At 27.5% G+C, this 26,561-nt stretch carries 20 protein-coding genes; 8 read left to right on the top strand and 12 right to left on the bottom strand.

Features of this window, described 5'->3' with window-relative positions:
• The first annotated feature begins 1 nt into the window (after position 1).
• From CHLWT_RS06195 to CHLWT_RS09590, 3 genes are read left to right on the top strand one after another with little or no spacing between them, the layout of a single operon-like run.
• The gene (locus CHLWT_RS06195; protein ID WP_112000404.1) at positions 2-1,003 is read left to right on the top strand and encodes an ABC transporter ATP-binding protein; all 1,002 of its coding nucleotides are present in this window, start codon (positions 2-4) and stop codon (positions 1,001-1,003) included.
• Entirely contained in the window at positions 987-1,325 is a 339-nt protein-coding gene (locus CHLWT_RS09595; RefSeq protein WP_170253165.1) for an HAD family hydrolase, read from the top strand. Before CHLWT_RS06195 ends, CHLWT_RS09595 begins: the two co-directional genes overlap by 17 nt.
• On the top strand, positions 1,273-1,608 hold the full coding sequence (locus CHLWT_RS09590) for an HAD family hydrolase (protein ID WP_170253164.1): 336 nt from the start codon (positions 1,273-1,275) through the stop codon (positions 1,606-1,608). Before CHLWT_RS09595 ends, CHLWT_RS09590 begins: the two co-directional genes overlap by 53 nt.
• Before the next feature lie 121 nt (positions 1,609-1,729).
• On the opposite strand, the gene CHLWT_RS06180 is transcribed toward CHLWT_RS09590, so the two are convergent.
• Genes CHLWT_RS06180 through wecB form a run of 7 tightly spaced genes read right to left on the bottom strand, consistent with a single transcriptional unit; the run spans position 1,730 to position 12,060 of the window.
• Positions 1,730-3,559: a hypothetical protein gene (locus tag CHLWT_RS06180; RefSeq protein ID WP_112000405.1), complete on the bottom strand. Its 1,830-nt coding sequence runs from the start codon at positions 3,557-3,559 to the stop codon at positions 1,730-1,732.
• A 39-nt stretch (positions 3,560-3,598) separates the two neighbouring features.
• Positions 3,599-4,888, bottom strand: a complete 1,290-nt coding sequence (locus CHLWT_RS06175; RefSeq protein WP_112000406.1) for a hypothetical protein — start codon at positions 4,886-4,888, stop codon at positions 3,599-3,601.
• A 1-nt stretch (position 4,889) separates the two neighbouring features.
• Positions 4,890-5,276: a galactose-binding domain-containing protein gene (locus CHLWT_RS06170; RefSeq protein ID WP_111986739.1), complete on the bottom strand. Its 387-nt coding sequence runs from the start codon at positions 5,274-5,276 to the stop codon at positions 4,890-4,892.
• A gap of 3 nt (positions 5,277-5,279) precedes the next feature.
• Positions 5,280-7,229 (bottom strand): heparinase II/III domain-containing protein, encoded by a 1,950-nt coding sequence (locus CHLWT_RS06165; RefSeq protein WP_112000407.1) that lies wholly within the window; start codon positions 7,227-7,229, stop codon positions 5,280-5,282.
• The gene (locus tag CHLWT_RS06160; RefSeq protein WP_151062141.1) at positions 7,219-9,675 is read right to left on the bottom strand and encodes a glycosyltransferase; all 2,457 of its coding nucleotides are present in this window, start codon (positions 9,673-9,675) and stop codon (positions 7,219-7,221) included. The genes CHLWT_RS06165 and CHLWT_RS06160 overlap by 11 nt, the downstream gene beginning before the upstream one ends.
• 9 nt (positions 9,676-9,684) lie before the next feature.
• Complete coding sequence (wecC, locus tag CHLWT_RS06155) at positions 9,685-10,893, bottom strand: UDP-N-acetyl-D-mannosamine dehydrogenase (RefSeq protein ID WP_112000836.1); 1,209 nt, start codon at positions 10,891-10,893, stop codon at positions 9,685-9,687.
• A 30-nt stretch (positions 10,894-10,923) separates the two neighbouring features.
• Positions 10,924-12,060 (bottom strand): non-hydrolyzing UDP-N-acetylglucosamine 2-epimerase, encoded by a 1,137-nt coding sequence (wecB, locus tag CHLWT_RS06150; protein ID WP_176320870.1) that lies wholly within the window; start codon positions 12,058-12,060, stop codon positions 10,924-10,926.
• Positions 12,061-12,208: 148 nt separating this feature from the next.
• On the opposite strand from wecB, the gene CHLWT_RS09585 reads away from it, so the two are divergent.
• Genes CHLWT_RS09585 through CHLWT_RS06125 form a run of 5 tightly spaced genes read left to right on the top strand, consistent with a single transcriptional unit; the run spans position 12,209 to position 21,077 of the window.
• On the top strand, positions 12,209-12,361 hold the full coding sequence (locus CHLWT_RS09585; RefSeq protein WP_176320882.1) for a UDP-N-acetylglucosamine 2-epimerase: 153 nt from the start codon (positions 12,209-12,211) through the stop codon (positions 12,359-12,361).
• Positions 12,362-12,391: 30 nt separating this feature from the next.
• Complete coding sequence (wecC, locus tag CHLWT_RS06140) at positions 12,392-13,600, top strand: UDP-N-acetyl-D-mannosamine dehydrogenase (RefSeq protein ID WP_112000836.1); 1,209 nt, start codon at positions 12,392-12,394, stop codon at positions 13,598-13,600.
• A 9-nt stretch (positions 13,601-13,609) separates the two neighbouring features.
• Positions 13,610-18,253, top strand: coding sequence for an FkbM family methyltransferase (locus CHLWT_RS06135; RefSeq protein WP_176320869.1), 4,644 nt, complete (start codon positions 13,610-13,612; stop codon positions 18,251-18,253).
• Complete coding sequence (locus CHLWT_RS06130; RefSeq protein ID WP_112000779.1) at positions 18,246-18,944, top strand: DUF6270 domain-containing protein; 699 nt, start codon at positions 18,246-18,248, stop codon at positions 18,942-18,944. The genes CHLWT_RS06135 and CHLWT_RS06130 overlap by 8 nt, the downstream gene beginning before the upstream one ends.
• A 24-nt stretch (positions 18,945-18,968) precedes the next feature.
• Positions 18,969-21,077: a DUF8374 domain-containing protein gene (locus tag CHLWT_RS06125; RefSeq protein ID WP_112000778.1), complete on the top strand. Its 2,109-nt coding sequence runs from the start codon at positions 18,969-18,971 to the stop codon at positions 21,075-21,077.
• Between the two features lie 66 nt (positions 21,078-21,143).
• On the opposite strand, the gene CHLWT_RS06120 is transcribed toward CHLWT_RS06125, so the two are convergent.
• The 5 genes from CHLWT_RS06120 to CHLWT_RS06100 form a co-directional block, all read right to left on the bottom strand.
• Complete coding sequence (locus tag CHLWT_RS06120) at positions 21,144-22,196, bottom strand: CgeB family protein (RefSeq protein WP_112000777.1); 1,053 nt, start codon at positions 22,194-22,196, stop codon at positions 21,144-21,146.
• Positions 22,197-22,297: 101 nt separating this feature from the next.
• A complete protein-coding gene (locus CHLWT_RS06115; RefSeq protein WP_112000776.1) occupies positions 22,298-23,395 on the bottom strand; it encodes a hypothetical protein in 1,098 nt (365 codons plus the stop codon).
• Positions 23,362-24,177, bottom strand: coding sequence for a hypothetical protein (locus CHLWT_RS06110; RefSeq protein ID WP_112000775.1), 816 nt, complete (start codon positions 24,175-24,177; stop codon positions 23,362-23,364). Before CHLWT_RS06110 ends, CHLWT_RS06115 begins: the two co-directional genes overlap by 34 nt.
• An 8-nt stretch (positions 24,178-24,185) precedes the next feature.
• Positions 24,186-25,802 carry a heparinase II/III family protein gene (locus CHLWT_RS06105; RefSeq protein ID WP_112000774.1) on the bottom strand — a complete coding sequence of 539 codons (1,617 nt, stop codon included), beginning with the start codon at positions 25,800-25,802 and terminating at the stop codon, positions 24,186-24,188.
• Positions 25,795-26,430, bottom strand: coding sequence for a glycosyltransferase family 4 protein (locus CHLWT_RS06100; protein ID WP_176320868.1), 636 nt, complete (start codon positions 26,428-26,430; stop codon positions 25,795-25,797). The genes CHLWT_RS06105 and CHLWT_RS06100 overlap by 8 nt, the downstream gene beginning before the upstream one ends.
• Positions 26,431-26,561: the final 131 nt, after the last annotated feature.

The raw sequence follows: 26,561 nt of genomic DNA, 5'->3' as shown, positions 1-26,561 counted from the left end.
AATGTCATACTTGCAAGTTAAAAATTTAAAAAAATCATATAAAGAGAAGCTCGTTTTTGATAATATTACTTTTAGTGCAAAAAAAGGTGAGCTAATAACTCTCTTAGGTCCATCAGGGTGCGGTAAATCCACTCTTCTTAGATGCATTTGCGGACTTAGTACCCCGCAAAGCGGAAAGATAATTTTAGATGATAAAGATATAACAAAAATTAGCATTAAAAAGCGAAATATCGGTATGGTATTTCAAAACTACGCTCTTTTTCCAAATTTAAATGTTTATGAAAATATCGCTTATGGATTAAAAATAAAAAAAATAGATAAAAAAGATATAGAAAAAAGAGTTAAAAAGATGCTTGAGACGGTTGGACTTGAAAAAGAGATAAAGTCATATCCGCATCAACTCTCTGGCGGTCAGGCTCAAAGAGTGGCTCTTGCTAGATCTCTTGTTACTAAACCAAGTATGTTGCTACTAGATGAACCTCTTTCGGCTCTTGATGCAAAGATAAGAAAACATCTAAGAGAACATATAAAACTGATAACTAAAAAGATGAGTTTAACTACGATTTTCGTAACTCACGATCAAGAAGAAGCTCTTGCCATGAGCGATAGAATAATTCTTATGCAAGATGGTAAAATAGCTCAAAATAGCGACGCTTTAGAGCTGTATCACAAACCAAAAAATAAATTTGTAGCTAGTTTTATAGGAAGTTATAATATACTAAGCTCTGAGGCACTTTTAAATTTAGTAAAACACGACTTTAAAAGAGATCTTGCGATCAGACCAGAAACTATAGAAATAACAAAAAACGGATCTATACAAGCGGTGGTAAAAGAGAAGATATTTTTAGGAAATATCATAAGATATTCAATAGACGCTAAAGGTATAAGCTTAAAAGTAGATACTTTAAATCACTCTTTAAACTCTTTGTATGAAGTGGGCGATAGTGTATTTTTAGAAATTCATTTAGAAATGATAAAGGAGTTAGATGATTTATCTATATGATCTTGATAAAACGCTTATCAAAGAAGATAGTGCCAAGCTTTGGGCGGATTTTATCTATGAAAAAGGGCTTGTTGGGGTTGAGTTTGTAGAAGAGGCTTATGAGAATGACTATGCTAATGGTGTGCTTGATATGGATGAGTATCAAAAGCACTTTTTAGCCCCGATAAAAGGTAAAACAAAGCAGGATATAGAACCGCTTTTGAGTGAGTTTGTGGATAAAAAGATCAAGGGTATAGTCTATGATGATGCTATAAAGCTAGTAAATTTAAATGGCGGCAGTTATCTTGGCTACAAACGATTTTATAGTACAAGCCGTGTGTGAGTTTCTTCATATAGATGAGTTTTTAGCGACAAATACTCAGATGCAAGGTGGCGTTTATACTGGAAATATCGATGGTATTGCAGCGTTTAGAGATGGAAAAGTAAAAAAGATTAAATCTTATGTCTCTAAAGATGAGTTTAAAAATGCGACTTTTTATAGCGATAGTATAAATGATCTTCCGCTTTTAAAAGCTGTAAAAATCGGAGTTTTGGTAAATCCAGATAAGCTTTTGCTAGAAGAGAACAAAAAGCTAAAATTTGATATTTTGAGATTTGAAAAGTAAGCTTTTGTGCTTACTTTCTTTATATTATTTTTAACTTATCTAAAGCGTATTATGGGGTTTTATTTGCTTTGTTTGCTATATTAGCGAAATAATGCTAATATAATCATATTTTATTATATAATCACAGACTGGAGCAAAAATTGTTAAAAATAGTTTTATTGATATTTTTTTGTCCTTCAAGAGTTTTACAAATATTCTTAGCATCTTCATAATCTTTTTGATATCTTAAAAAATGGGCATATAAAAAGGATAAATATTCATATGATTTTATATCAGAGGTACTTAATATATTAAATAGTTCAATGTATTCTAATGGTGTTCTTGCTAAGCTAACTCTTGTTTCTGCTGGATATTTAACAAAGGCAATATTTATAATTTGCTCATATGAGTCATCGATGTATCTCTTTAAAAGATCATTTGCCTCTTTAAAACAATTAAATCTTAACAAAACTATAACTATCATAATCGGATATGCGAAGTTTTCAGAATCATGAAATGAAGCTTTAGTTAATATATCTATTTGATCATTCATATCCAAATTTAGCTCTTTTGACTTAGCAAAAATATATGATAAAGAACCAGCTTTTTGTAAAGGATTTATATTTGGTATCAATTGACTAGTGGTTATGTACTCATAAATTTCATGCATATTAAAATATTTTAATATATTAACTACTTTACAATTGTTATTAATCAAAGTAGCTAGATGTATAAATAAAGAGCTGTCTCCACAATAAATATTTGAAGATTTCAACAATAGAGCAAAATCAGCAATAGTCATTGACATTTTATCCAAATATCCAAAAGCGTCTTTAAGAATATCATTTGAAATATGCACATTAATGTATCCTAAATTTATCAAATACTCTTTTATAGCGTTTAAAGAGTTAAAATCTGGACCAAATAAAACAATATTTTCGTTTTTATCAAAATTATTGTTGATATAGTTTATAACTATTTCTATAGGCAATATTCTAGATTGACAGATGCTATTAAAGATAACTTTTCTATGCGGCAAACTTAAAATATTGTCGCCATTTCTGATGTGAATTGCCTTAAAATTCTCTCCATTAAATATATCTAAATATTTTATTTTATTAATTATTTCTTTATATTTTATATTAAATGGCATATTATCCCAAGCGTATTTAACATATTCATAATAATCTTTGGCATTGATATCTTTACATATAGTATCTAATCGTTTTGGTAAAAACCAGCCAACTAATCTGCCATATTTGCCCTCTATAAAATCTTTTAAGTTTATGTCTGCTCCAAGTCCATAAATATAATCCCTATCGGCATTTGTAACAGAACACTCTTTTACAAATACTTCATCAAACATATCATTTTCAGACTCCACCAAAACACCATCATCGCCGTTATCTATTTTATGCCAATATAATCCTAATTTATAACCCGAAATATTGGCTAAATACATAGCATTTAGCATGGCAAATAGCCTAGCGCCAAAGCCATCCATTCTAGTTTGTATAATCATTCCTTTGTGTTTTGCAATAAATAATTTTATCGATTTAAAATGAAGTGCACCAAATTTATTATAAGAAATTTTAAAATATCTAACGCAAATTCTTTGCGATACATATATATCTATTCTATCGCCATTAAGCCTAACTAAATCATTGTCTAATTTAGTCCATTCCCCCCCCCCATCAGCAGAAACCCAAAAAGATAAATCAGGCAAGATTTCTTTGATATTCATAGTAGTTGAGATAGATATCAGTTCTAATTTGTAAATATTTTCAAGATCCACACACCACCAAGGATTATCTTCATTGGCCGTATGAGTGCTATAAGGCAAATTTTGTCGCACCGTGAAATCATCTAAACATCTAAAAGGATCATTATCTCTAGATAATGATGATATAGAACTTTGAGTTGCTAGTTTATCATGCCCAACTTCAATAAGTTCATTCTCTCTCCAAATCATTTTCGCTCCTTATAAAAAAATTAAATTTATATTTTTGCACTAAAATAAACTATTTAAATTTTTTGCAATATCAGATATATACTCTAAACCACCAAAATTTATAAATGCTTGATTTTGATTTTGCGGGTTAAGATAATTAAGCATATTGTCAATGTCTAGACTATTTAAATTTTTAATAAAAAAGTTTGCTTTATCGGTATTACTATTTTTTAATAAATAATTTAAATATTCGGCTAAAAATATACCAAAACCAGTCTGCTTATACCCATCAAGTACTGTAATTTCCAAATCTGGATGATTATTTTGCATCATTATATATATTAAATACGCAAATTTGGCAATTTTAAATTTATTATCATTGTAATCTATATTTGATGTTTTTATTAAAGAAATTATCTCATTTTTATCAAATAAATTATCTATATACTCTAATTTGGTATTACCGATATATGAAGCTAACAATGAATAAGTAGTTGCTTTTCTGCTATATATTACGCTTGATTTACTCATCAAAACCAAATCAAACGCAGTATGCTCTATACTATTTAGCTTATATGTAGTTTTAGTAGTAAATAAATTTGCCGAGTTTATAATATTTTTATTTTTTATAATATCACATATAAGATCAGCAGAGTTATCAGCACTAAATAAAACTATTGTCTTATTGTTGCTGAGTTTATTTAACAAGATATTTGCCAATTCCAACGGGAAAATTCTGCCATTTATATCGCTTCTTAAAATAGAATTTATAAGCTCATCTATACAGTCTCCATTGCGGATATGAATACATTCAAATTCTCCAAATTCATCGGATATTTTTTTAGCTATATCAATAGCATTTTTTATACTATCGTTAAAACCTATATCATAAAATGATTTATTTAGACAAGCTCTATATTCATTATCATCAAAATCTATGAAATGCTTATTTAATGGCTGATTATTTGGCATATAAAATCCATATCTTTCAGTTGGATAATATTCAAGCTCTTGAAAACTTCCATAAAAACTAAATCTTGGAATAGATCTATGGATCACTGAGTCTGTATAGCTATATTTTTTAAGATAATCCTGTGTAAATATATACTTTTCATCTAGCTCGCCAATAGTTTTTGGTGAGTTAGAAAAAGAATTCCAAGTAAATCCATATTTTGATTTTAATTTAAAAGCTAAATACATCGCATTTAATAGGGCAAAAATGCGAGAGCCAAAACCATCTATTCTAGTAGCCACTATAAGATATGGAAATTTTCTTTGATAAATATTTATATATTTAAAATAAAGTGGCCACTGGGCAGTTTGCGTAATGCGAATATATCTAATATTCATTTTACAGCCAATATATATATATATATTGTAAGTCATCACTCCAATCAATAAGAGTTTTGTCAAATTCTATAAATTCATTATCTTTTTCTATGGAGAACTCAAATTTTAATGTTTTTTGACGCTCTTTATATTTATCCCTATTAGTTATTCGTATATATTCTATACTCTGTGGTTTTTGTAAATCTATCATCCACCATTGATTTGGCCCAGCGGCTGTATGTATAGAAAAGTCCCTAAAATCCGTATTATTTTGTAAAATAGGTCTTCTTGCATCATTTTGACGACTATATATACTTATACTACTTTGAGTACATATTCCATTGCTTGCTATATCGATTAAATCGCTCTCATGAAATACAACTTTTGGCTCTACTGCTGGTTTTATCATATTTTATTTTTCCTTATATTCCAAATATTCTAAATAACTAATATTTATTTTTATATCGATTGATTGATTTTCTAATAATACAAATTCTAATTGTTTTTTATCCTTGAAAAAATAGTATTTATTAAACCTATATTTTATCTTATCGCTTGGTTTTATATAGAAATATCCATCGCTTTGACACTCTATATATAGTAATATATACTGCCATAAAGGCAAGTCAATTTCTATAAAAGATTTTTTATTTTTATTGTTAGTTATTGTTTGTGAAGTTGTATTTAAAGAGTTAATTTTATATTGTGCTTTATTAGCAATATCAAATAAAGTATTATCACATATAATTAAATTATTATCTATTAAATCTATCTTATTTTTAGAAAAAATAGATAAAAAATCAACTTTTTTGCCAGTTTTATAAGTGCGAACATTATAAATTTCTTTATTATTTGGAACATTACAAGCGTATCCGCCTAATATATTTACTTTATCACCATTATATTGCATTCTGACTTTAGATATTTCTAATTTATCATTTTTATTAATTATATTTTTTAATATATATCCGCAATTTAGTGTAATATCTCCATTATTATTTAGCAAAATATCATCATATATGTTAAAATTCTGAGTATAAGTAAATTCTCTATCTGAAATAATTGTATCTTGTATTATGAGCGTAGCATTATCTATATTACTAAACACAGATCTTTTTCTTATTACTCCATCATAGGGGGCATCCTCCAATGTAAAATATGCGTTATTTTGGTAAGTTTTATACTCTTTTAAAAATGTTTCACTATTCCATTTAAATTTTGAGTGATTCTCTATAAACACTACATTATGAGATAATGGAGATCTAACAAAATTTCTAAAAGCATCATCTGAATATCCGCTAAAACCGCCATCCACAATCAAAGGTTTGCCATCAAAATATGTTATACTCATGTGATCATTATGGCCATGTATAATTCTAGCTGGACCAAATCTAGTTGATAAATGCCTAGGAGAAGAATTATTCATTACCCCCCCCCAATTAGATCTCATAAATATATAACCAGCTTTAAAAACAGCCCCACCATTAACAGATGGATAAAAAAGCTCATTTATTAAACTACTATTTTGCTCAATTAAAGCTTTTTGTTCTTTTGTAAAAATATCAAAACTAGGTTTTTCATATATCGTATCACCTAAATTACAATAATACCCATTTGGAAGTATCGCCCATAACAAAAAATTATTGGCTAAATTTAATTTATTCTCAAATATTTTATAATTTTCATTTATAAATTTGAATATTTTCATTACATGCCAAAATCGATATATGTTATAATGATGATACGATATAGCCTGTTCTTGGCAGACCCCTTCTTCATCAAATGTTTGATTAAAATTTGAATATATTCTTTGTATAGCGAGCTCTTTTATAGTGGATAAATTAAAAAAATATGCCGCTTTTAAAAGCGCTATACTTTGATCTAATCCATGATTCCAATCACCATCATAATTTTGTTTTAAAAAATCAATATGCTCTTGTATTGTTTTTAGTATTAGGCTATCTTGTCTAAATATATATACTAGCAATAAAAACTCTAATCTTAATGCTACAGTATGGCCACTATATACTTGTTCGTGTTTTATTTTGCTATTTTTATCCCAATTTATCCACATTTTCACATGCTTAACAACCAAATCTATACTCTCATCGCTTCTAATCTTTTCATATAAATTTGATGATAAAGGCCTGCCTAATGTATGAAAATGCCAAGCAGCTGAGTCTGGTAATGTATTTGTTTGCTCCCAATCGCTCTCATTTATTATTTTTAGATCATCTAGATTTCGCCTTTTATCGCCTTTTAGGATATTATTTTTTAATCTATCTAAATTATCTTTAAGGCTACTTTTTTTCAAATTGCTAAATATTTCTGGATAAAAAATTCTTAATATATCATGATTCATATATAGCCTTTTTTATTTGATTAAATACTTTTTGATATCCATATCTTTGTATTATCAATTTTCTATTATTATTTCTTATCTCATCTATATTATCAGCATTTAAATATGATTTTATCTTTTCGACCGCTTCAGTATCATCATTCACAATCCAAGAGCTATCATATAATACACTAGCCTCATCCCAGTTCCATACCACAGGCAAACATCCAGAAGCAACACCATCAGCCAAGGCATAATGAAAACTTTCAAAATCACTAGGAGAGAGTATAAAATCTATCTTTTGATACCATCTACTCATATCATTGCCAAATCCATCAAAGATAACAGCATTTTTCAGAGCTTCATTATCATTGATTCTTTGGTATTGTTGATTGTAGTATTCAAGCTCTTTTATGCGTCCTGGTGCATGCATCCACTCATACTGCTCTGGCCTATGTCCTTTTATATATAATTTTACATCAGGATATATGGTTAATAAATTTTGAATTAAATCAACTGCCCTATCTAATCTTTTTCTTTGTGGGGTAATGCCAACCATACCCAAATTTATACCAAGTTTTTTATTGTTATTTATAACAAAATCATCGTTTAGCTCATAATTTGGTATAACACTAGTTTTTGATTTTTCTAAGTTGAACATTTTTATATATTCATCTCTTACTCTAGCACTTACAAAAATAAAATTTGTAATATTGCTACTATTTATTCTAAATCCGAATTTTCTAGCTTTTTCTCTAATTTCTTGTAAATGCACTCTTACATAAATTTTTTTATTACTACTATGGTGTGAATACCATACAGCATTTGCTAATCCCCATTCACAAAATATAGTGTCACTAACTTGTAAATGATATTTACTTCTCATCTCGTTTTTACACTCACCCCATTCCCATACATCTTTATTTATTCTATATCCACTTGCCTTCATATAGGAATAAAAATGATCAATAAATTTAAAATCATGCCCAGCCATACATAACAATCTTGTATCTTTATTATCTATTAAAAATTGCTTAAAAAAGTCTTTTCTATAGTCAAAAGAGTATTTTTTAATAATAGAATCATATATATTTTTATCTATATCAAAATTATCCATTTGTAATATTTTAACCAACTCACAAATATCATGTATAAAATATTTATAATCCTTGCCAAATAACTCTATATTTATATCATTTGGATAGCATATTATAGGTTTATATAGAGCTACTGCTTCTAAAATTTTTGTAGATAGCTCAAGTGTATGCTCTTCAAAATACTTAGGTCTAAAACCATATAGAATATCAGCCTTGCTAAGTATTTCTAGTGTTTTTTCTTGGTTGGCTTTATCGATATACTCAACAAAAGGCTCGGATAAAAGTTCTTTTATGTTTTGAATAAAATTTTTATCATTAACAATATCGCTTTGAGCAGAAATCTTGCTAGATACTATAATAAGTTTTAACTTATAACCAATGGTTATCAGATCTTTACACTCTTTGATTAATTCTTGTATTCCCCAATCTGGTTGAATTTTACCTCCATAGGCTATAGTAATAACATCGTTTTTTACAATTTTATAATTTTTTATTTTAGGAATCACAGGGGCAAAATTTATAGATTCTAATTTATAGCCTAAGATTTTTTCAATTTCATTCTGGATATTAGGTGTTTGAAATAGCCAAATCTTAGCTTGTTTAGCTATTAAATCAAGTTTATTTTCAATATCATCTTTATATTCTAGACCTTTGTTTGTGATGGTATAAAAATCTGTTAAATAAGGCACCAACCTATATTTAAAAACATTATTTGAGCATATTGCCACATTAAGCTCTAAGCCTCTAGTAACTAATAATTGAATATTAGGCACAAATGAATCAATTGCCACTAGAGCCTTTATAGCAGTTTCTATGCTAAATTCTTTTTCGCAAAAATCTTTTGGCTCTAATATGATACTTTGATTATCATTTTTTATAAAATTTGAAGTAATCAGATTACTTTGTATATTTTGCTTTGATAGCAATATCACATCACAAGCACTAATTGCCAAATTATATATATTACTAAGCCAAATAGATGAGCCATCAACTATATTTAAGCTAATGTTGCCATAAATAAGTATTACTGGCTTATCTTTTCTACCAAAATTTTGTAATTTTTCAAAAGCGACATTATCATAATCCAATTTTACATCAGGCTCATTGTTTTTGCGTTTTTTAATATTTTTTAATATTGATTTAAATAGATTATTATTAAATGGCGATTTAAATAATCTAGAAATTTTGATTGGAATGCTATTATTTAATTTATTGTATTTATACTCCCAATTATTAGCCAATCTTTTGTATTTTAATCTAGCACCTTTATAATCCTCTAACTCTTTTTCTAGTCTTAAAATTTCTCTTTGTAACTGGTCAATCTTAGTCGCATCATCAATATTCACAACATCTCTATTATCTATATTCATACTATTTCCTTACAAATTCACAAAATCTACAATTTTATTTGATTTAAGTCCTATAAATTCATTATGTTTTACAAGGGCTACTATAACACCACAATCTTTTAATGCTATATCTAATGAAGTTAGATGAATGTTATCTTTGTTTAATTGTTTTGGTAGAGATTTTATATTTGGCTCAACTGCGTAAATTTGAGAATTTGGAATTTGTGATAACTCCTCTGTTATCAAAACAGCTGGGCTCTCTCTTAAATCATCAATATTTGGTTTAAATGCAAGACCAAGGCAAGCTATTTTTGGATTTTTTATATCTTTTATTTTTTCTTTTATTTTAGATATTACATACTTAGGTTTAGAATCATTTACCAATCTAGCTGTCTTTATAAGTTTAGAGTATTCAGGCACATTACTACATATAAACCAAGGATCTACTGCTATACAATGGCCTCCTACTCCACATCCAGGTGTCAAAATATTTACCCTAGGGTGTTTATTAGCAAGTTTTATAAGCTCCCATACATCAATATTAAGCTTATCGCAAATTAGTGATAACTCATTAGCAAAAGCTATATTTACATCTCTAAAACTGTTTTCAACTAGCTTACTCATCTCTGCTGTTTTAGCATCTGTTTGTAATACTTCACCCTTGACAAAGCTCTTATAAAATAGAGCTGTTTTTTCTGTAGCTTCTTTGGTTATACCACCTACTATTCTATCGTTATAAACTAGCTCTTTCATTATATGTCCTGGCAAAACTCTCTCTGGACAATGAGCTATAAATACTTTATCTATATTGATTTTATTATCTTTTAATATATTAGCTATCATATCTGTTGTCCCAACAGGTGATGTTGATTCTAATATTATTATGTTTCCATCTTTTATATAAGGAAGTATGGATTGTGTGGCGGCTGTTACATAGTCTAAATTTGGAGTCTTGATATCATCATTATTGTGATGAAATGGAGTTGGAACTGCTATTATAAATACATCTGCCTCACAAGGCTTGGTATCAGCTTTTAATTTGCCAGATTTTACAGCGTCATATACAAATTTATCTAACTCTGGCTCTACTATATGTATTTTACCTTCATTTATAGTATTAACTGCGTTTTGATTAATATCAACACCATGAACTACATAACCATTATTAGCTAGTAAAGCAGCAGTAGGTAATCCTATATAACCAAGACCTATTACGCAAATAGATTGTGGCTTATTCATATTTATCTCCTTATTTTTATCTAATCTGTTTTATAAATTTTGTTGTAAAAAAGCGATTATTTTTTTAGATGCTTTCCCATCTCCGTAAGGATTTATGGCATTTGACATTTTTTTATACTCGTTTTCATCGTTTAATAGGATTTGAGATTGTTGGGTGATTTTAATAATGTCTGTGCCAACTAGCCTTATGGTGCCCGCCATTAAAGCGCTAGGCCTTTCTGTGGTATCTCTCATTACTAATACAGGTTTTCCTAGACTAGGGGCTTCTTCTTGGACGCCACCGCTATCTGTAATAATGAAGTGCGATAAATGCATCATATATACAAAGCTTTCATATTTTAATGGACTTACTAAATGAATATTTTGAATTCCACTTAATATGTTATTTACAGGTGTTTGAACATTTGGATTCAAATGAACTGGATATAATATATCCACATTAGGATTATTTAGGGCAATTTGTTTTAAGCTATTACAAATATTGATAAATCCATCGCCAAAATTTTCTCTCCTATGACCAGTTACAAGTATTAGCTTTCTATTTTTATCATAAGTAAAGCCCTCACTTTTAAGTGATTCTAAAATTGAATTTTTGATTTTTTCATCGTGTAAAATTTTATTTAATATCAATAATAGAGCGTCTATTACTGTATTTCCGGTAACTATGATATTTTCACTAGATTTATTTTCTTTAATTAAATTATCATAAGCTATCTTTGTTGGCGCAAAATGGTAATTAGCTAAAACGCCTATTATCTGTCTATTCGCTTCTTCTGGATACGGAGAATAGATATTGTTTGTTCTAAGTCCTGCTTCTATGTGTCCTATTTTTACTTTGTTATAAAATGATGCTAGACTAGCAGCTGCTGCGGTAGTGGTATCGCCATGAACTAGTACAATATCTGGGGAAAAATTTGATATAACATCATTTATACCATATAAAACATCCTTAGTTATATCAAGTAAATTTTGACCTTTTTTCATTATATCAAGATCATAATCAGGAGTAATATCAAATAATTCTAAAACCTGATCAAGCATATGCCTATGCTGAGCCGTTACACAAACTTTGGTTTGAAAATCCGAGATAGAGTGAAGCTCTTTAATTAGTGGAGCCATCTTTATGGCTTCAGGGCGAGTACCAAATACAACTAATATTTTTTTCATATATTTCTCCGATAATTGCTATGTAATATATAAATCAAAATACCAAAAATTCAAAACAAAATATATTAGTACCAATACGAAAGAATAGCAATCGAAGCAACGCCACTACCCCCCCCCTATATTTAGACTAAGTTTGTAATTGTAGCAAATATATTCTTGTATTATTATTAAAATCACCCAACAATCTCAAATCCTATTAAACGATGAAAACGAGTATAAAAAAATGTCAAATGCCATAAATCCTTACGGAGATGGGAAAGCATCTAAAAAAATAATCGCTTTTTTACAACAAAATTTATAAAACAGATTAGATAAAAATAAGGAGATAAATATGAATAAGCCACAATCTATTTGCGTAATAGGTCTTGGTTATATAGGATTACCTACTGCTGCTTTACTAGCTAATAATGGTTATGTAGTTCATGGTGTTGATATTAATCAAAACGCAGTTAATACTATAAATGAAGGTAAAATACATATAGTAGAGCCAGAGTTAGATAAATTTGTATATGACGCTGTAAAATCTGGCAAATTAAAAGCTGATACCAAGCCTTGTGAGGCAGATGTATTTATAATAGCAGTTCCAACTCCATTTCATCACAATAATGATGATATCAAGACTCCAAATTTAGACTATGTAACAGCCGCCACACAATCCATACTTCCTTATATAAAAGATGGAAACATAATAATATTAGAATCAACATCACCTGTTGGGACAACAGATATGATAGCTAATATATTAAAAGATAATAAAATCAATATAGATAAAGTATTTATAGCTCATTGTCCAGAGAGAGTTTTGCCAGGACATATAATGAAAGAGCTAGTTTATAACGATAGAATAGTAGGTGGTATAACCAAAGAAGCTACAGAAAAAACAGCTCTATTTTATAAGAGCTTTGTCAAGGGTGAAGTATTACAAACAGATGCTAAAACAGCAGAGATGAGTAAGCTAGTTGAAAACAGTTTTAGAGATGTAAATATAGCTTTTGCTAATGAGTTATCACTAATTTGCGATAAGCTTAATATTGATGTATGGGAGCTTATAAAACTTGCTAATAAACACCCTAGGGTAAATATTTTGACACCTGGATGTGGAGTAGGAGGCCATTGTATAGCAGTAGATCCTTGGTTTATATGTAGTAATGTGCCTGAATACTCTAAACTTATAAAGACAGCTAGATTGGTAAATGATTCTAAACCTAAGTATGTAATATCTAAAATAAAAGAAAAAATAAAAGATATAAAAAATCCAAAAATAGCTTGCCTTGGTCTTGCATTTAAACCAAATATTGATGATTTAAGAGAGAGCCCAGCTGTTTTGATAACAGAGGAGTTATCACAAATTCCAAATTCTCAAATTTACGCAGTTGAGCCAAATATAAAATCTCTACCAAAACAATTAAACAAAGATAACATTCATCTAACTTCATTAGATATAGCATTAAAAGATTGTGGTGTTATAGTAGCCCTTGTAAAACATAATGAATTTATAGGACTTAAATCAAATAAAATTGTAGATTTTGTGAATTTGTAAGGAAATAGTATGAATATAGATAATAGAGATGTTGTGAATATTGATATGGGGGGGGGTATTTCATATATGATGTATTTACCAAATAAAGATACCGACTACATACAAAAAAAGATTTATGAAGAGCTTAAACCATATGAATTGACAATGCTTAAAGATATTATAAGTAGATGTAAATCTAATGATATAATACTAGATGTTGGTTCAAATGTTGGCAACCATACTCTATTTTTTGCTGCAAATAATCTTTTTGTTTATTCATTTGAAGCAAATTCTATATTATTTGACATAATGATAAATAGCATTAAACTTAACAAATTTGAAAATATTACAAAATGTTATAATATTGCAGTTTCGGACTCAGTTTCTAAGGCTAAATTTGTAACATTTGATGAAACAAATCTCGGTGGTCAGTCATTAGAAATTTCAAATGATGGCGATATACCTACTATTCCTTTAGATAATGTAGATTTCCATGGAAAAGTAGCAGTAATAAAAATAGATGTTGAGGGGATGGAGTGTAATGTTCTAAATGGCGCTAAAAACCTAATCGCCAAAGATAGACCATTGCTCTATGTCGAAGCAATCAATATGGATTCTTTTAAAAATATATCTTATATATTAAATGATTTAAATTATGTATATTGGGATACTTTTAATGCTACGCCTACTCATCTATTTTTACCTAAAGAAACTATTTGCGAAAAAGATATTTTAACTAATAGTTTAAATCATCAGATATTTGAATCTTATAGAATCAAACAATCATTAAATTACAGTAAAAGACATCAAAATGATATTAATAAAGTGATAGATTTATCTACTAAAAGTATAAAATTATTAGAAGACAAAATTGAAATTCTAGAAAAAGAAAAAGAATCTTTTTTGAGTATTCAAGATGAGAAAAATCAAAAATTATTAGAGATTAAGTATGAAAAATCTAAATTAGAGGACAAAATCAAAACCCTAGAAAAAGAAAAAGAATCTTTTTTAAGTATTAAAGATGAGAAAAATCAAGAATTAGTAGAGATTAAGTATGAAAAATCTAGATTAGAAGACAAAATTGAAACTCTAGAAAATGACTTTGACAAAATGAAAACAAATTTCATTGGAATGAAGGCTAGATATCAAAAAGAATTACAAGATAAAAATAGCGTATCAGCCAAAAATAAAACCCTAAATAATAGCATTGAAAAGTTAAAAACAAATTTCGAAGGCATGGAAGCTAGAAATAAAAAGCTATTAGAAACTATATCCAAAAAAGATGATGAAATTTATAGAATCAAAAATATGTTATCATTTAGGCTAGGGCATACCCTTATCCAATCTACTAAATCATTTAAAGGCTTTATAAAGCTCCCATTTAGTTTCTATAATGAATATAGAAAATATAAATCATATATAAAATCTACAAGTAAAAATATAAATTACATTACACAAAATAAAATAGATCTTAAAACCAAAAAAAATATAGATCACATAGATGATATAAAAAAGATTAAAATAGCTGCCATTATGGATGAATTTACCTATAATTCATTCAAATATGAGTGTGATTTATTACAACTGACCTTAAATAACTGGAAAAATGAGATATCGAATTTTAATCCAGATATGGTGTTTATAGAGTCTGCTTGGAAAGGCAAAGATGATTCTTGGGCGACAAAAATAAGTAACTGCTCAAAAGAGCTTATAGAGCTTATCCAATGGTGTAATGATAATAAAATAAAAACCATCTTTTGGAATAAAGAAGACCCAGTACATTTTAATACATTTTTAAATGTAGCAAAAATAGTAGATTATGTTTTTACTACCGATATTGATTGTATTGGAATATACAAATACCATCTCAAACACAACAATGTCTATCTCTTGCCATTTGCTGCTCAACCAGATATTCATAATCCTATTGAAAAATATAAAAGAAAAGATGCTTTTAATTTTGCCGGTTCATATTATCTGCGATATCCGCAACGACAGATAGATTTTAACACGCTAATAAACTCTGTTAAAGATTTTAAAGATATAGAAATTTATGATAGAAATTTTGACAATCCACATCCGCACTATACATTCCCACCTAAATTTAAACCTATGATTTTAGGCAAATTATCTCCAACCGAGATTGATAAAGCCTATAAAGGTTATAAATTTGGCATAAATATGAATACTATTAAACAATCTCAAACTATGTTTGCTAGACGAGTATTTGAGCTTTTGGCATCAAATACCATTGTTGTTAGTAATTTCTCTAGGGGTGTTAGAAATTTTTTTGGTGATTTAGTTATATCATCAGATGATAAGGGGCAGATAGTTAGCAGACTTAAGTCTATATGTGATGATGAGCTCTACTATCAAAAATTTAGATTGCTTGGCCTTAGAAAAGTAATGCAAGAACATACATATTATGATAGGCTTTCATTTATATTATCTAAAGTTTTTAATCACAACGCAAATAACCAAACTATAAATACAATTATATTATCCATTGTAAATACAAACGATGAATATAATAGAATTTTAGATATGTTTAATAGCCAAACCTACCCAAATAAAACGCTATTTATCATTAGTCCAAATAATATAAAAAATCAACAACAAAATACTCATATATTTAAAAATATAAAAGAGGCATTAAAAGCTATAAACGATCGCAACTCATTTATTGGTCTATTTGACCCAAATGATTACTATGGGAAAAACTATATAAATGATATTATTCTTGCTACTAAATATAGCAAATGCGATGCTATTGGGAAATTCTGTCATTATGAATTCAACAATCAAATAAAATTAAACAACGAACAACATAGATATAACTATACTAGCAATCTATATACTACATCTGCGTTATTTAAAGTTGGTAATTTAAGCAATGATGAATTAGAAAATATCATCACAACTAACACCATAAATTTTGAAAATATGCTATCTATAGATGAGTTTAATTACTGCAAAAATGGTATTAAAGCATCTACTAACGATATACAAACCTATATCCAAGATATTTTAATAGCTGATAGTGGGATATGCTTTGATGAAAACATATCTATTATAGTTGATAAAATACCGCCTAGAATCCAAATCTATAATGATGATAATCTATTTAACATACCATCTGATAGATTATATGAATTATTAAAGCACAACTCATCTTCACATCTAAATATTAATCTATCAAATAATAAATTAATAATAGAAAGCAACCTATCTACAAAAAAGCATAAATACATATACTTTGATAAAGCCTTTACCAAAGAAGAACTAAATTTAGTTACAAATAGCACAATTAATCTTATCTCAACATTTACTTTAGAAAACTTATACACTGTATTTGAATTTCAAGATATAAATGGCGATAAGATATCTCACTCTATTAATAAAGCTAATGAAAAACATACTATAGCTATTCCTAATGAGTGTGAATATATCAAATTTGGATTAAAACTAGTTGGAGGTGGAAAAGCTCAAATAGAAAAATTGATCTTAGATAATCTTATTCTTAATCCATACGCCTTACTACCAAAATCAAAAACCCTAATCTTATCAAAACAATACCCAAGCTATGATGATCTATATAAATATGGATTTTTACATAGCAGAGTAAGGTCTTATAAAGATTCGAATTTTTTAGTAGATATATTTAGAATAAACAATCAATTTAATGAACCATTTAGAGAGTTTCAAGGTATAGATGTAGCTAGTGGAGACTCCACTCTTTTAGAAAACACCTTAAATATGGGTTATTATGATAAAGTCTTAGTTCATATGATTGACTCTAATATGTGGAAAATACTTGAAAAATTCATAGATAAAATAAAAGTTATAGTATGGATCCATGGTGCTGAGATACAAGTATGGCAAAGAAGAGCCTATGAGTTTGAAAGGCTTAATCCTGATGAGATAGATAGACAAAAAAGACTTAGTGCTAATAGAGTAAAGTTATGGCATAAACTAATCAATAAACCAAATCAAAATCTACATTTTGTGTTTGTTAGTGAGCATTTTAAAGATGAATCTTTGGGCGATTTGGGATTGAGCTTATCAAAAGATAGATACTCCATAATACATAATTATATAGATGAAAATATATTTAAATATCAAGAAAAATCAGAAAATTTACGAACCAAAATTTTAACCATACGGCCATATCATTCGCGTAAGTACGCGAATGATATGGCCGTTAAGGCAGTGCAAATACTATCCACAAAACCATTTTTTAAAGATTTAGAGTTTTGTTTTGTGGGGGATGGGGAGTTATTTGATGATACTACAGAACCTTTGAAAAAATTTAATAATGTAAAGATAGAAAAAAGATTCTTAACTCAAGAAGAGATAAAGTCATATCATGATAATTATGGAATATTTCTAACCCCTACAAGAATGGATTCTCAAGGCGTAAGCAGAGATGAGGCTATGAGTAGTGGATTAGTAGCTATCACGACTAATGTAGCTGCTATACCTGAGTTTGTAGATAATAGCTGCGCTATTGTAGTAGAACCAGAAAATCCTAAAGCCTTAGCAGATGCTATAGAGTATCTATATCATAATCCAGATGCCTTCTTAAAACTATCAAAAGCAGGAAACAATAGAGTTAAATCTCAAAGTGGATTTAACCAAACTATATTGAAAGAGATGAAGCTAATAAATGAGTAAGAGCAAAGTGCTTATATTTGGCTCCTGTGTTAGTCGTGATGCTTTGGAATATGATAAAGATAACTCATTTGAGTTGGTAGGACACTTTGCTAGAAGCAGTTTTGCCTCTTTAATTTCAAAACCATGTATAGATTTAGAAGTTATAAATTCTATTGAGTCGAAATTTCAAAAACAGATGGTTTTACAAGATATGAATAAGAGCTTTTATCATTATATTAAAAATAATGAATTTGATATTTTGCTTGTAGATTTGATTGATGAGAGATTTCATCTAGTTTTAAATGAAGATGGCTCTATGCTAACCTACTCTGCAGAGTATAAAAACGCACAAAAAAATAAAGTTAAGCTACTTAATAGATATCATGAAAAGAAATTTAATTTATGGTTTAGGGGTTTTTCAAGACTGATAAGTATTTTAAAAGCCTTAAACAAACTAGACAAAATATATATAAATGAAGTTTTTTGGAGTAATAATTTAAATTTAATATCACAAGATTATCTCGAGCAATCAAATGCTTTTCTATCTAAAATGTATGAAAAGATAAGAGAATATATACCCAAGAGTCAATTTATAACCTACGATAATAATCTCTTTTTTTGCGACCCAAATCATAAATGGGGGGGGGCGCCGTATCACTACTGCGATGAACTTTATCAATCAACAATAGAGCAATTAAAAAAAATTAAATAAATGTAGATTATAAGGATTAAAACTATGATTTTTAAAGATATAGATCTATTTGATATATCAAATCAAGCGACAATTAATATTATAGAAAACAACATATATTTGGATTTATCTAATGTTAAGGCCAATGGGCATAGACTCAATATAGATAATAGATTAGTTGAGTGCGTGCGTCTCTCATCTGATACGATAGCAAGCTTAAATGAGTGGATGGAGATTATAAATAAATTAGAAATTTCTTTTGATAATATAGAGTGGATAGAAATTTCTAATAAAAATTTTATTTTAGATAAATCAAATAGAATAGAAATTAACCTTAATGAGAAATATAAAATAAAATTTATAAAATTAAACATTAAAGATGAAAATTATATAAATAAAATAAAAATAGAAATACTAAATAGAAAATTTCCAGGATTGATGGTAGCGTCTAGAAGCGATGGATTTGGTGCTAGATTTATGCCTATTTTAAATGCAATGTATTTATCTAATAAATTGGGATATAAGTTTGGCATAGTATGGCCAAAATCATCTTATGATCAAACAAGTTTAAAAAAATTAGATAATAATGAATTAGCAGGACTATATGGTGGAAATGAAGAGTTTATATTTGATAAGGAATTTTTAAATTTATATTCTTACTTAGGTAAAATCTCTCCAGCAAACATTCCCGCAGAAAATCATGATATACAAGATTATTTAAAAAGACCTCACCAAGAAAATTTCGGATATCATATATCATATGATATATCGAAACTAAATGGATTAGATAAATATTATTTAAGGGAATATCCAAAATTATGGAAATCTATAAAATTTACTAAACCAGTTAATGATATAATAGATAATGTAAACCAAAAAGTACAAAAATATTTTCCAAATAAATTTATAGCTATACATATCAGAGCTGGAGATGGAGTTTATGATTATATTAGAAGCGGTTTGGATGCTTTTTATAGAAAAATGATGCCAAATGAAATTGCTATGGCTCTTATAGATGAAAATTTAAAAATTAATAATGATATTGTACTTTTTGGAGATGATTTTACACAACTAAGAGAACTTAAAAAATTTTATAAAAATAAAATATATTTGATAGAGGATTTTATTGATGATACAATAATAGATATTAAAAGAGTAATATTTGACATTGTATTTATGTCTAAAGCCAAAGAGATATACTCTGGAGGCAGTTCATTTGCTAAGACAGCATCGTACATAGGTTTAGGCAAAATACCTAAATATTATTTTACTCACTTTTCAATAGATGAAATGATAATTATAATTAAAAAATATTTTAATTATAATTTAAATTTGCATCAATATCAAAAATCTTACTCTTTACTGTTTTTACATAATTTATGTCTTATGCAACATATATCTAGAGATGAATTGATATCAATTTTAAATCAGGGTATAAATTATGATAGAAATAATTGTGCATTTCTTGTGCATATGTTTAATCATTACATGTATTTAAAAAAATACGACGAAGCTAATAATACATTAGGTTTATTATTTGATTTAAAAGATTTTGATTGGATGTATAAGTATATTATTAAGCATAAAGATTCAATATATAAAGTATTTGTAAATAATATAATAGGATATTCGCAAGAAAAATATTTAAATATTTCATATATGGCTGCTAAAATATCTATAGATACTAAATTAACTAGAAGTCGTGTATTGAAGTATATACAAAATTATTTATTGGGGTTAGAGATAAACGATGGATCAAAATATTTATTGAATCATTATATCAATATAGCCGAGAAATTAAATATCTCTATAAATCAATTAAATTCACAAATTGAAACTACTACAAAAAATGATAGCTATTTAAAATCTGAATTAGAAAATGAAAAAATAGCTTTAAAAAAACAAATAGATATCAATAGATCTAATGAAATTTTATTACAGAATATAAAATCAGAAAATCAAAAATTACAAAAACTAAACACCGATCTATCTCTGGCCTATAATGCCGCTAAGTCTAATGCCAAAAACTATCTAAGCTACAAATTAGGTCAAGCCTTGATAAAAGCTAGCAAAAATTGGTATAAAGGTGGATATATTAAATTTATATTTGAAGCAATAAAAATCACAAAAGAGCATAAAAAGAGATGTAAATGATTTTAAGTCTTTCAAGCAGTATAACACTGCTTGAACACACCAAAATTTATCCAAATATAGATTTGATCACTTAATTCCTACTATCTCTTTTATATATTTAATTCTATGCTCCCAAGTATAATTATTTGCTATATGCTCTGCTGCTGATCTCAATCTCTCTTTGGTATGTTTATCCATACCAAATTCATTAATTTTATATAATAAATCTTGTAATTGGCTTTCATCATTAAATGGATAGCAATAATCTTTAAAATATTTTTCTATAGCAGGTGTATTGTTGGTAATAGCTATTCTCCCACATGCTAATATCTCAATTAGCCGTCTTGAAAACATAGTTGGCGAATTTTCAATAGTATTGACATTGAGAGATATCAAGTAATCTCTATATATATCGGCAGTTTTTTTATAACTCACCGATGGAAAAATATTAACATTATCTATATCGGGATATCTGTAAATATTAGATTTTCTCTCAGAATTTCTATCATAAACATCTAATCCAAATATTTGCGATGTCAATTTAAACATCATGTCTTGCCATCGTCTTCTATTGTCATGAATATGTGTAGAGTAACTACCTACAAAATTAGCCCTATTATTTGTAATATTAAAATCTGTAAAATAATGAAATTTAGGCTGAATAGCAAACATGAGCGTATTAACCTGAGCTGAGCTGCCAACAATAGCCTTGTATCTATCAATACAATTCTCATCAACAGTAAATATATAATCAAATAATTTAGCACTATTGATAAATCTATCGAAATGTACGCCATCTTCTTTATTCCAAAAAATAGTTGGAATTTTTAAGTCCTTAGCATATTCTACTAACTTTTTTAATTGATTATTATTGCGATCCAAAAATCCTAATTTCTTAATTAAATTTATAATTTTTTTTAATTGTTTATTATTACATTTAGGGTAATCTGGATATGAAGCTATTTTGTATTTCCATAGATTATTATACCCAAGCCAAGTAGATTCTACAAATAAAATATCTGGTTTCCACTGCTTAAATATATTTTTATAGTTATACTTTGTGAGATTAACCACGCTAATACCATCTTCGGCAAATAGAGAGTCCATAGTGAGTTTATCTGAAATTAATGCTATTTTCATACACAATCCAATTCATATGTTATATTAATAAGGTATTATAACACATTATCACGAATATTTTATATCCTAATTATTAATAATATTTATATATATGATTAAAATTATATATTTATATTATTTAATTTAATAATTTTATCTTGATAGCTATCTTTTTTGTTAATAATTTTATATAAAATAATTAAGGTTTTTATCTGCTTATATAAATTTTTATTAATATTTTTAAATATAATTTCCCCTATTTTATATATAAAATAATCTTGTGATACTATCAAAGTGTTATAATCATTAAATTTACTCAATTTTTCTTCGGATGAGAATATTGAATTATCATAAGTTGGAAATTTTTTAATTTCAAAAGTAAAATATAATATGTTGATATAGCATTTTTTATAATTAAAAAATAAACTACCGACATGATGTCTAATATCATGTTTAATCATCTCTAATGATGATGTAAAATAGTAATCCTCCAATAATTTTCTAATATTTAAAATAATTTCAAGCGATGAAATATTTATAAATTTATAATCAAAAAAAATAGAACATATATCTTTTTTTAAATGATGGTTTGTAACAACTCTCTTCAAGCTATAAGAATCAAGTAATTTATCTTTATAGCTCTCAAAATATTCATTAGCACTTTTAAAGTCTCTTAATTCTAGCAAAAGAGATAGTTTTGCTAAGTAATATGAATTGTTTTTAGGATTGTAAAATATTGCCTTTTTAATATAGGTAAGCAATTCTTTTAAATTTAAATTTATTTTTTTACCAAATCTATACAAACAATAATAAGAATATCCTTTAAATATCTTATCTATAAAATCATCATTTATTCTTAATTTTATTATGTCAAATAATTGCTTTGGATCAAATATTCTATATATGTTTAAAAATTCCACCCCGCCTATATAGCTTGCTGATATAGAGAAATTACTATCAGTACCATATATGATTTTTGCTTCGCTCATAGCTATTAACTCAAATAATGCTTCTTGTGTAGAAGTAAGGCTATACCCCCCATTTTGTAAATTATAAAAATCAATTATATGATTATTGCCATATTTAGAAGTAAGATAATTAGCAACATGGCTATTATCAGAAAATATTAATATCTTATTGTTGAGCTTTATTTGATTTTCTATTATTTCACATGCTACTTCTAAATTTATGCCTTTATATATATATCTCCTACATCCCAATTCAAAGGACTATAAAATATATCGCCTGTTCTTAAGTGTAACGCAATAAAAGGCATATATTGACGAACGGTGTTTTTTGATTTATTAAAAAGATCAGTAATATTTTTATTAAATTTTATTTCATCAAATATTTTTTTATAATCTTCAAGTGCCTTTTTATCCTTTAATACTCTCAATCCTACTTCTACATTATCAGCAAAATATATAGATTCATCGCTCTGGATTTCGCCTTTAATTATTTTGGCTATTTTTGTATTATTCCCTGCTGTAATTTTAATTTTATCTTTATAAGAGTATTTTTGTATAAATTCTTCATCAAATATACAATTTTCATCATCAATATCCCTTTTTTTATTTCCTTGCATCATTTCCATTTCTTCAGGACAGTAAATATAATTATCTATACTACTCCAGATATAATTAAATTTACAATTTAATTTTCTAGATAGATAAATCGCAAATATAATTGCTCTAAGCCTTGCCCCTATACCATCGGTTCTTGCTGATATTATAGTCATATTATGATTTATTTTTATGGTTTTTCTAAATAAAATATTATTGTTTTTATCTCTTACAAAACCAGTAATGCTATAATTTTTACAATTATCAAGTTTGGTATCAAATTGGATTATGCTCTCTTTGGAATACCATTTTTGCTCTATTTTAATTCCATCTTCATAAAGATAAAATGCATACTTATCATCTTTAGAGAATACATCAGTAGAGATTTTAGCCTTACATGTATTGTTATCTATATATGCTTGTATATTGATATTTGACATATTTAATCCTATGTAAAGTGTATTAAGAAAACTTGATCGAGACTTTGAGATTTCTCATGATAAAATTCAATTGTGTAGCATTTTTCCAGTACTCCGCTTTTTCTCGATCTCCAGCCTAGTGGCCTAGGCTCTTGCTTACCTTTAACAACTCTTATGCTTCCTTTGAAATTTGGAGACGATAAATTCATTGTGCGGTTTTTGCCAATTATTTTAATTGTATTATTAACATTATCTACATTGATAGCTTTATCTATAGGAATATGAAATCTAGTAATAAACTCATCTAATTTATCGCTCATATTTACTGGAGCACATACATCGTGTAATTCAATCAAACGATTGCGTCTATCATAGGTTAATTTCCTTATATTTTTATAGCCTTTAAAAATATATGAAACTCCATTAATAATCGATGTTTCCCCATCAGTGTAGTAATCATATATCTTGCTATCTCCATAATTTTTTATTTCATCAATTGATCTACAAATTGCACAATACCTAGGTCTTGTTATATTATGACTATCAGCTGATCTAAAATAAATCCTATATGGATCTTTATTGTCATGTTTATACTCACCTCCATCTACAAGCCACTCCTCGCCATCATAAAAAAGAGTTATATTCAAATCATCATCTTGTCTATGATATTGACTTAAATATCCACTTTTAAAAACAATATGTAAGCTCTTTGGTAAATTTGCTTTCTCCCAAGTTTCCCTAAATATTGCATATCCGCTAATAGGTAGTAGCAAATCTTTATTACTAGGCTTAATGCCGTTATTTCCTAATGAAATAGAGTAAAGAAAATTTAAATAATATATACTAGACTCAAATCTACTGCCAAAAATATCTTTAACAATAAAATCTCTAGTATCTCCTATTAGTGGAAGCATTCTATTTGGCAGAGTAAAAAAACCAAGAGCAAGAATAGCTCTATCTAAAATTTTATCTGGAAAGTCAATACCATTATTATCAAAACCATTTTGCTTGATAACATCAAACGCATTTAACAATTGATTTAAGCCATAATTTAAATATGCAGGGCTATTTTCTTTATGTCCTCCATCTTCGCAAAATGCGTGATTTATCTCATTTTGAATTCTATTCTTAGCAATATTTATTGAGTTATTATCCTTAAACAAACAAGCAATTTGGTATAAAGCCAAACTTTGATCTAACCCATGATTTGTAAATTCAGAATAAAACTCATTGTCTAATAATATACTTTTATGGAATAACAATATATCTTTTAGAAGATTTACTCTTGAAATATCCATATAATTTATATTTATTATATGATTATATAAATTTACTAAATTTTGCCCACGCAAGGCAGTGGCATGATCATGCCAAGCAGCATTGTCATTAATCTTATTTTTAAATACATTCCACCAAGGTTGTAAAAATTTAAAAACAAATTCCAACCCATTATTACCTATATGGCTTTTATCATATTCTATTAATATATTGATGTAACTCATTTTATGTATATGAAATAAATGAGTTCTATTTATGATACTTATACCATAATCAGACTTATTATAATCAAGTTTATTAAAATCTATAATATAAATTGAATCAATATTGTATATACCAGTTTTTAAAATTTCATCTGCCTTACCCACTCACAAGCTCCAATTCTTTCAATATAGTTTGGTTAAATCCACTTTGAGATTTAACTCTATTGTTTCCTGCTTTTGATAGTTTTAAGAAGGCATCTGGATTATGATATAGATACTCTATAGCATCTGCTAAGGCTTTAGGATTTTCTGGTTCTACTACAATAGCGCAGCTATTATCTACAAACTCAGGTATAGCAGCTACATTAGTCGTGATAGCTACTAATCCACTACTCATAGCCTCATCTCTGCTTACGCCTTGAGAATCCATTCTTGTAGGGGTTAGAAATATTCCATAATTATCATGATATGACTTTATCTCTTCTTGAGTTAAGAATCTTTTTTCTATCTTTACATTATTAAATTTTTTCAAAGGTTCTGTAGTATCATCAAATAACTCCCCATCCCCCACAAAACAAAACTCTAAATCTTTAAAAAATGGTTTTGTGGATAGTATTTGCACTGCCTTAACGGCCATATCATTCGCGTAAGTACGCGAATGATATGGCCGTATGGTTAAAATTTTGGTTCGTAAATTTTCTGATTTTTCTTGATATTTAAATATATTTTCATCTATATAATTATGTATTATGGAGTATCTATCTTTTGATAAGCTCAATCCCAAATCGCCCAAAGATTCATCTTTAAAATGCTCACTAACAAACACAAAATGTAGATTTTGATTTGGTTTATTGATTAGTTTATGCCATAACTTTACTTATATAATTCTTCCAACTAAAAAAATACTTTTTAAGTTATTTTTTA

It is taken from the genome of Campylobacter hyointestinalis subsp. lawsonii (genome assembly GCF_013372165.1).
Classification (GTDB): Bacteria; Campylobacterota; Campylobacteria; order Campylobacterales; family Campylobacteraceae; genus Campylobacter; species Campylobacter lawsonii.
Note: the sequence above shows the minus strand (reverse complement) of the source record. Positions and strands in the feature narration are given on the sequence as shown.

Excerpts from the sequence above, each read along its gene's own strand:
- CHLWT_RS06195 (WP_112000404.1), top strand. The coding sequence starts at position 2 with ATGTCATACTTGCAAGTTAAAAATTTAAAAAAATCATATAAAGAGAAG.
- CHLWT_RS09595 (WP_170253165.1), top strand. The coding sequence starts at position 987 with ATGATTTATCTATATGATCTTGATAAAACGCTTATCAAAGAAGATAGT.
- CHLWT_RS09590 (WP_170253164.1), top strand. The coding sequence starts at position 1,273 with ATGGCGGCAGTTATCTTGGCTACAAACGATTTTATAGTACAAGCCGTG.
- CHLWT_RS06180 (WP_112000405.1), bottom strand. The coding sequence starts at position 3,559 with ATGATTTGGAGAGAGAATGAACTTATTGAAGTTGGGCATGATAAACTA.
- CHLWT_RS06175 (WP_112000406.1), bottom strand. The coding sequence starts at position 4,888 with ATGAATATTAGATATATTCGCATTACGCAAACTGCCCAGTGGCCACTT.
- CHLWT_RS06170 (WP_111986739.1), bottom strand. The coding sequence starts at position 5,276 with ATGATAAAACCAGCAGTAGAGCCAAAAGTTGTATTTCATGAGAGCGAT.
- CHLWT_RS06165 (WP_112000407.1), bottom strand. The coding sequence starts at position 7,229 with ATGAATCATGATATATTAAGAATTTTTTATCCAGAAATATTTAGCAAT.
- CHLWT_RS06160 (WP_151062141.1), bottom strand. The coding sequence starts at position 9,675 with ATGAATATAGATAATAGAGATGTTGTGAATATTGATGATGCGACTAAG.
- wecC (WP_112000836.1), bottom strand. The coding sequence starts at position 10,893 with ATGAATAAGCCACAATCTATTTGCGTAATAGGTCTTGGTTATATAGGA.
- wecB (WP_176320870.1), bottom strand. The coding sequence starts at position 12,060 with ATGAAAAAAATATTAGTTGTATTTGGTACTCGCCCTGAAGCCATAAAG.
- wecC (WP_112000836.1), top strand. The coding sequence starts at position 12,392 with ATGAATAAGCCACAATCTATTTGCGTAATAGGTCTTGGTTATATAGGA.
- CHLWT_RS06135 (WP_176320869.1), top strand. The coding sequence starts at position 13,610 with ATGAATATAGATAATAGAGATGTTGTGAATATTGATATGGGGGGGGGT.
- CHLWT_RS06130 (WP_112000779.1), top strand. The coding sequence starts at position 18,246 with ATGAGTAAGAGCAAAGTGCTTATATTTGGCTCCTGTGTTAGTCGTGAT.
- CHLWT_RS06125 (WP_112000778.1), top strand. The coding sequence starts at position 18,969 with ATGATTTTTAAAGATATAGATCTATTTGATATATCAAATCAAGCGACA.
- CHLWT_RS06120 (WP_112000777.1), bottom strand. The coding sequence starts at position 22,196 with ATGAAAATAGCATTAATTTCAGATAAACTCACTATGGACTCTCTATTT.
- CHLWT_RS06110 (WP_112000775.1), bottom strand. The coding sequence starts at position 24,177 with ATGTCAAATATCAATATACAAGCATATATAGATAACAATACATGTAAG.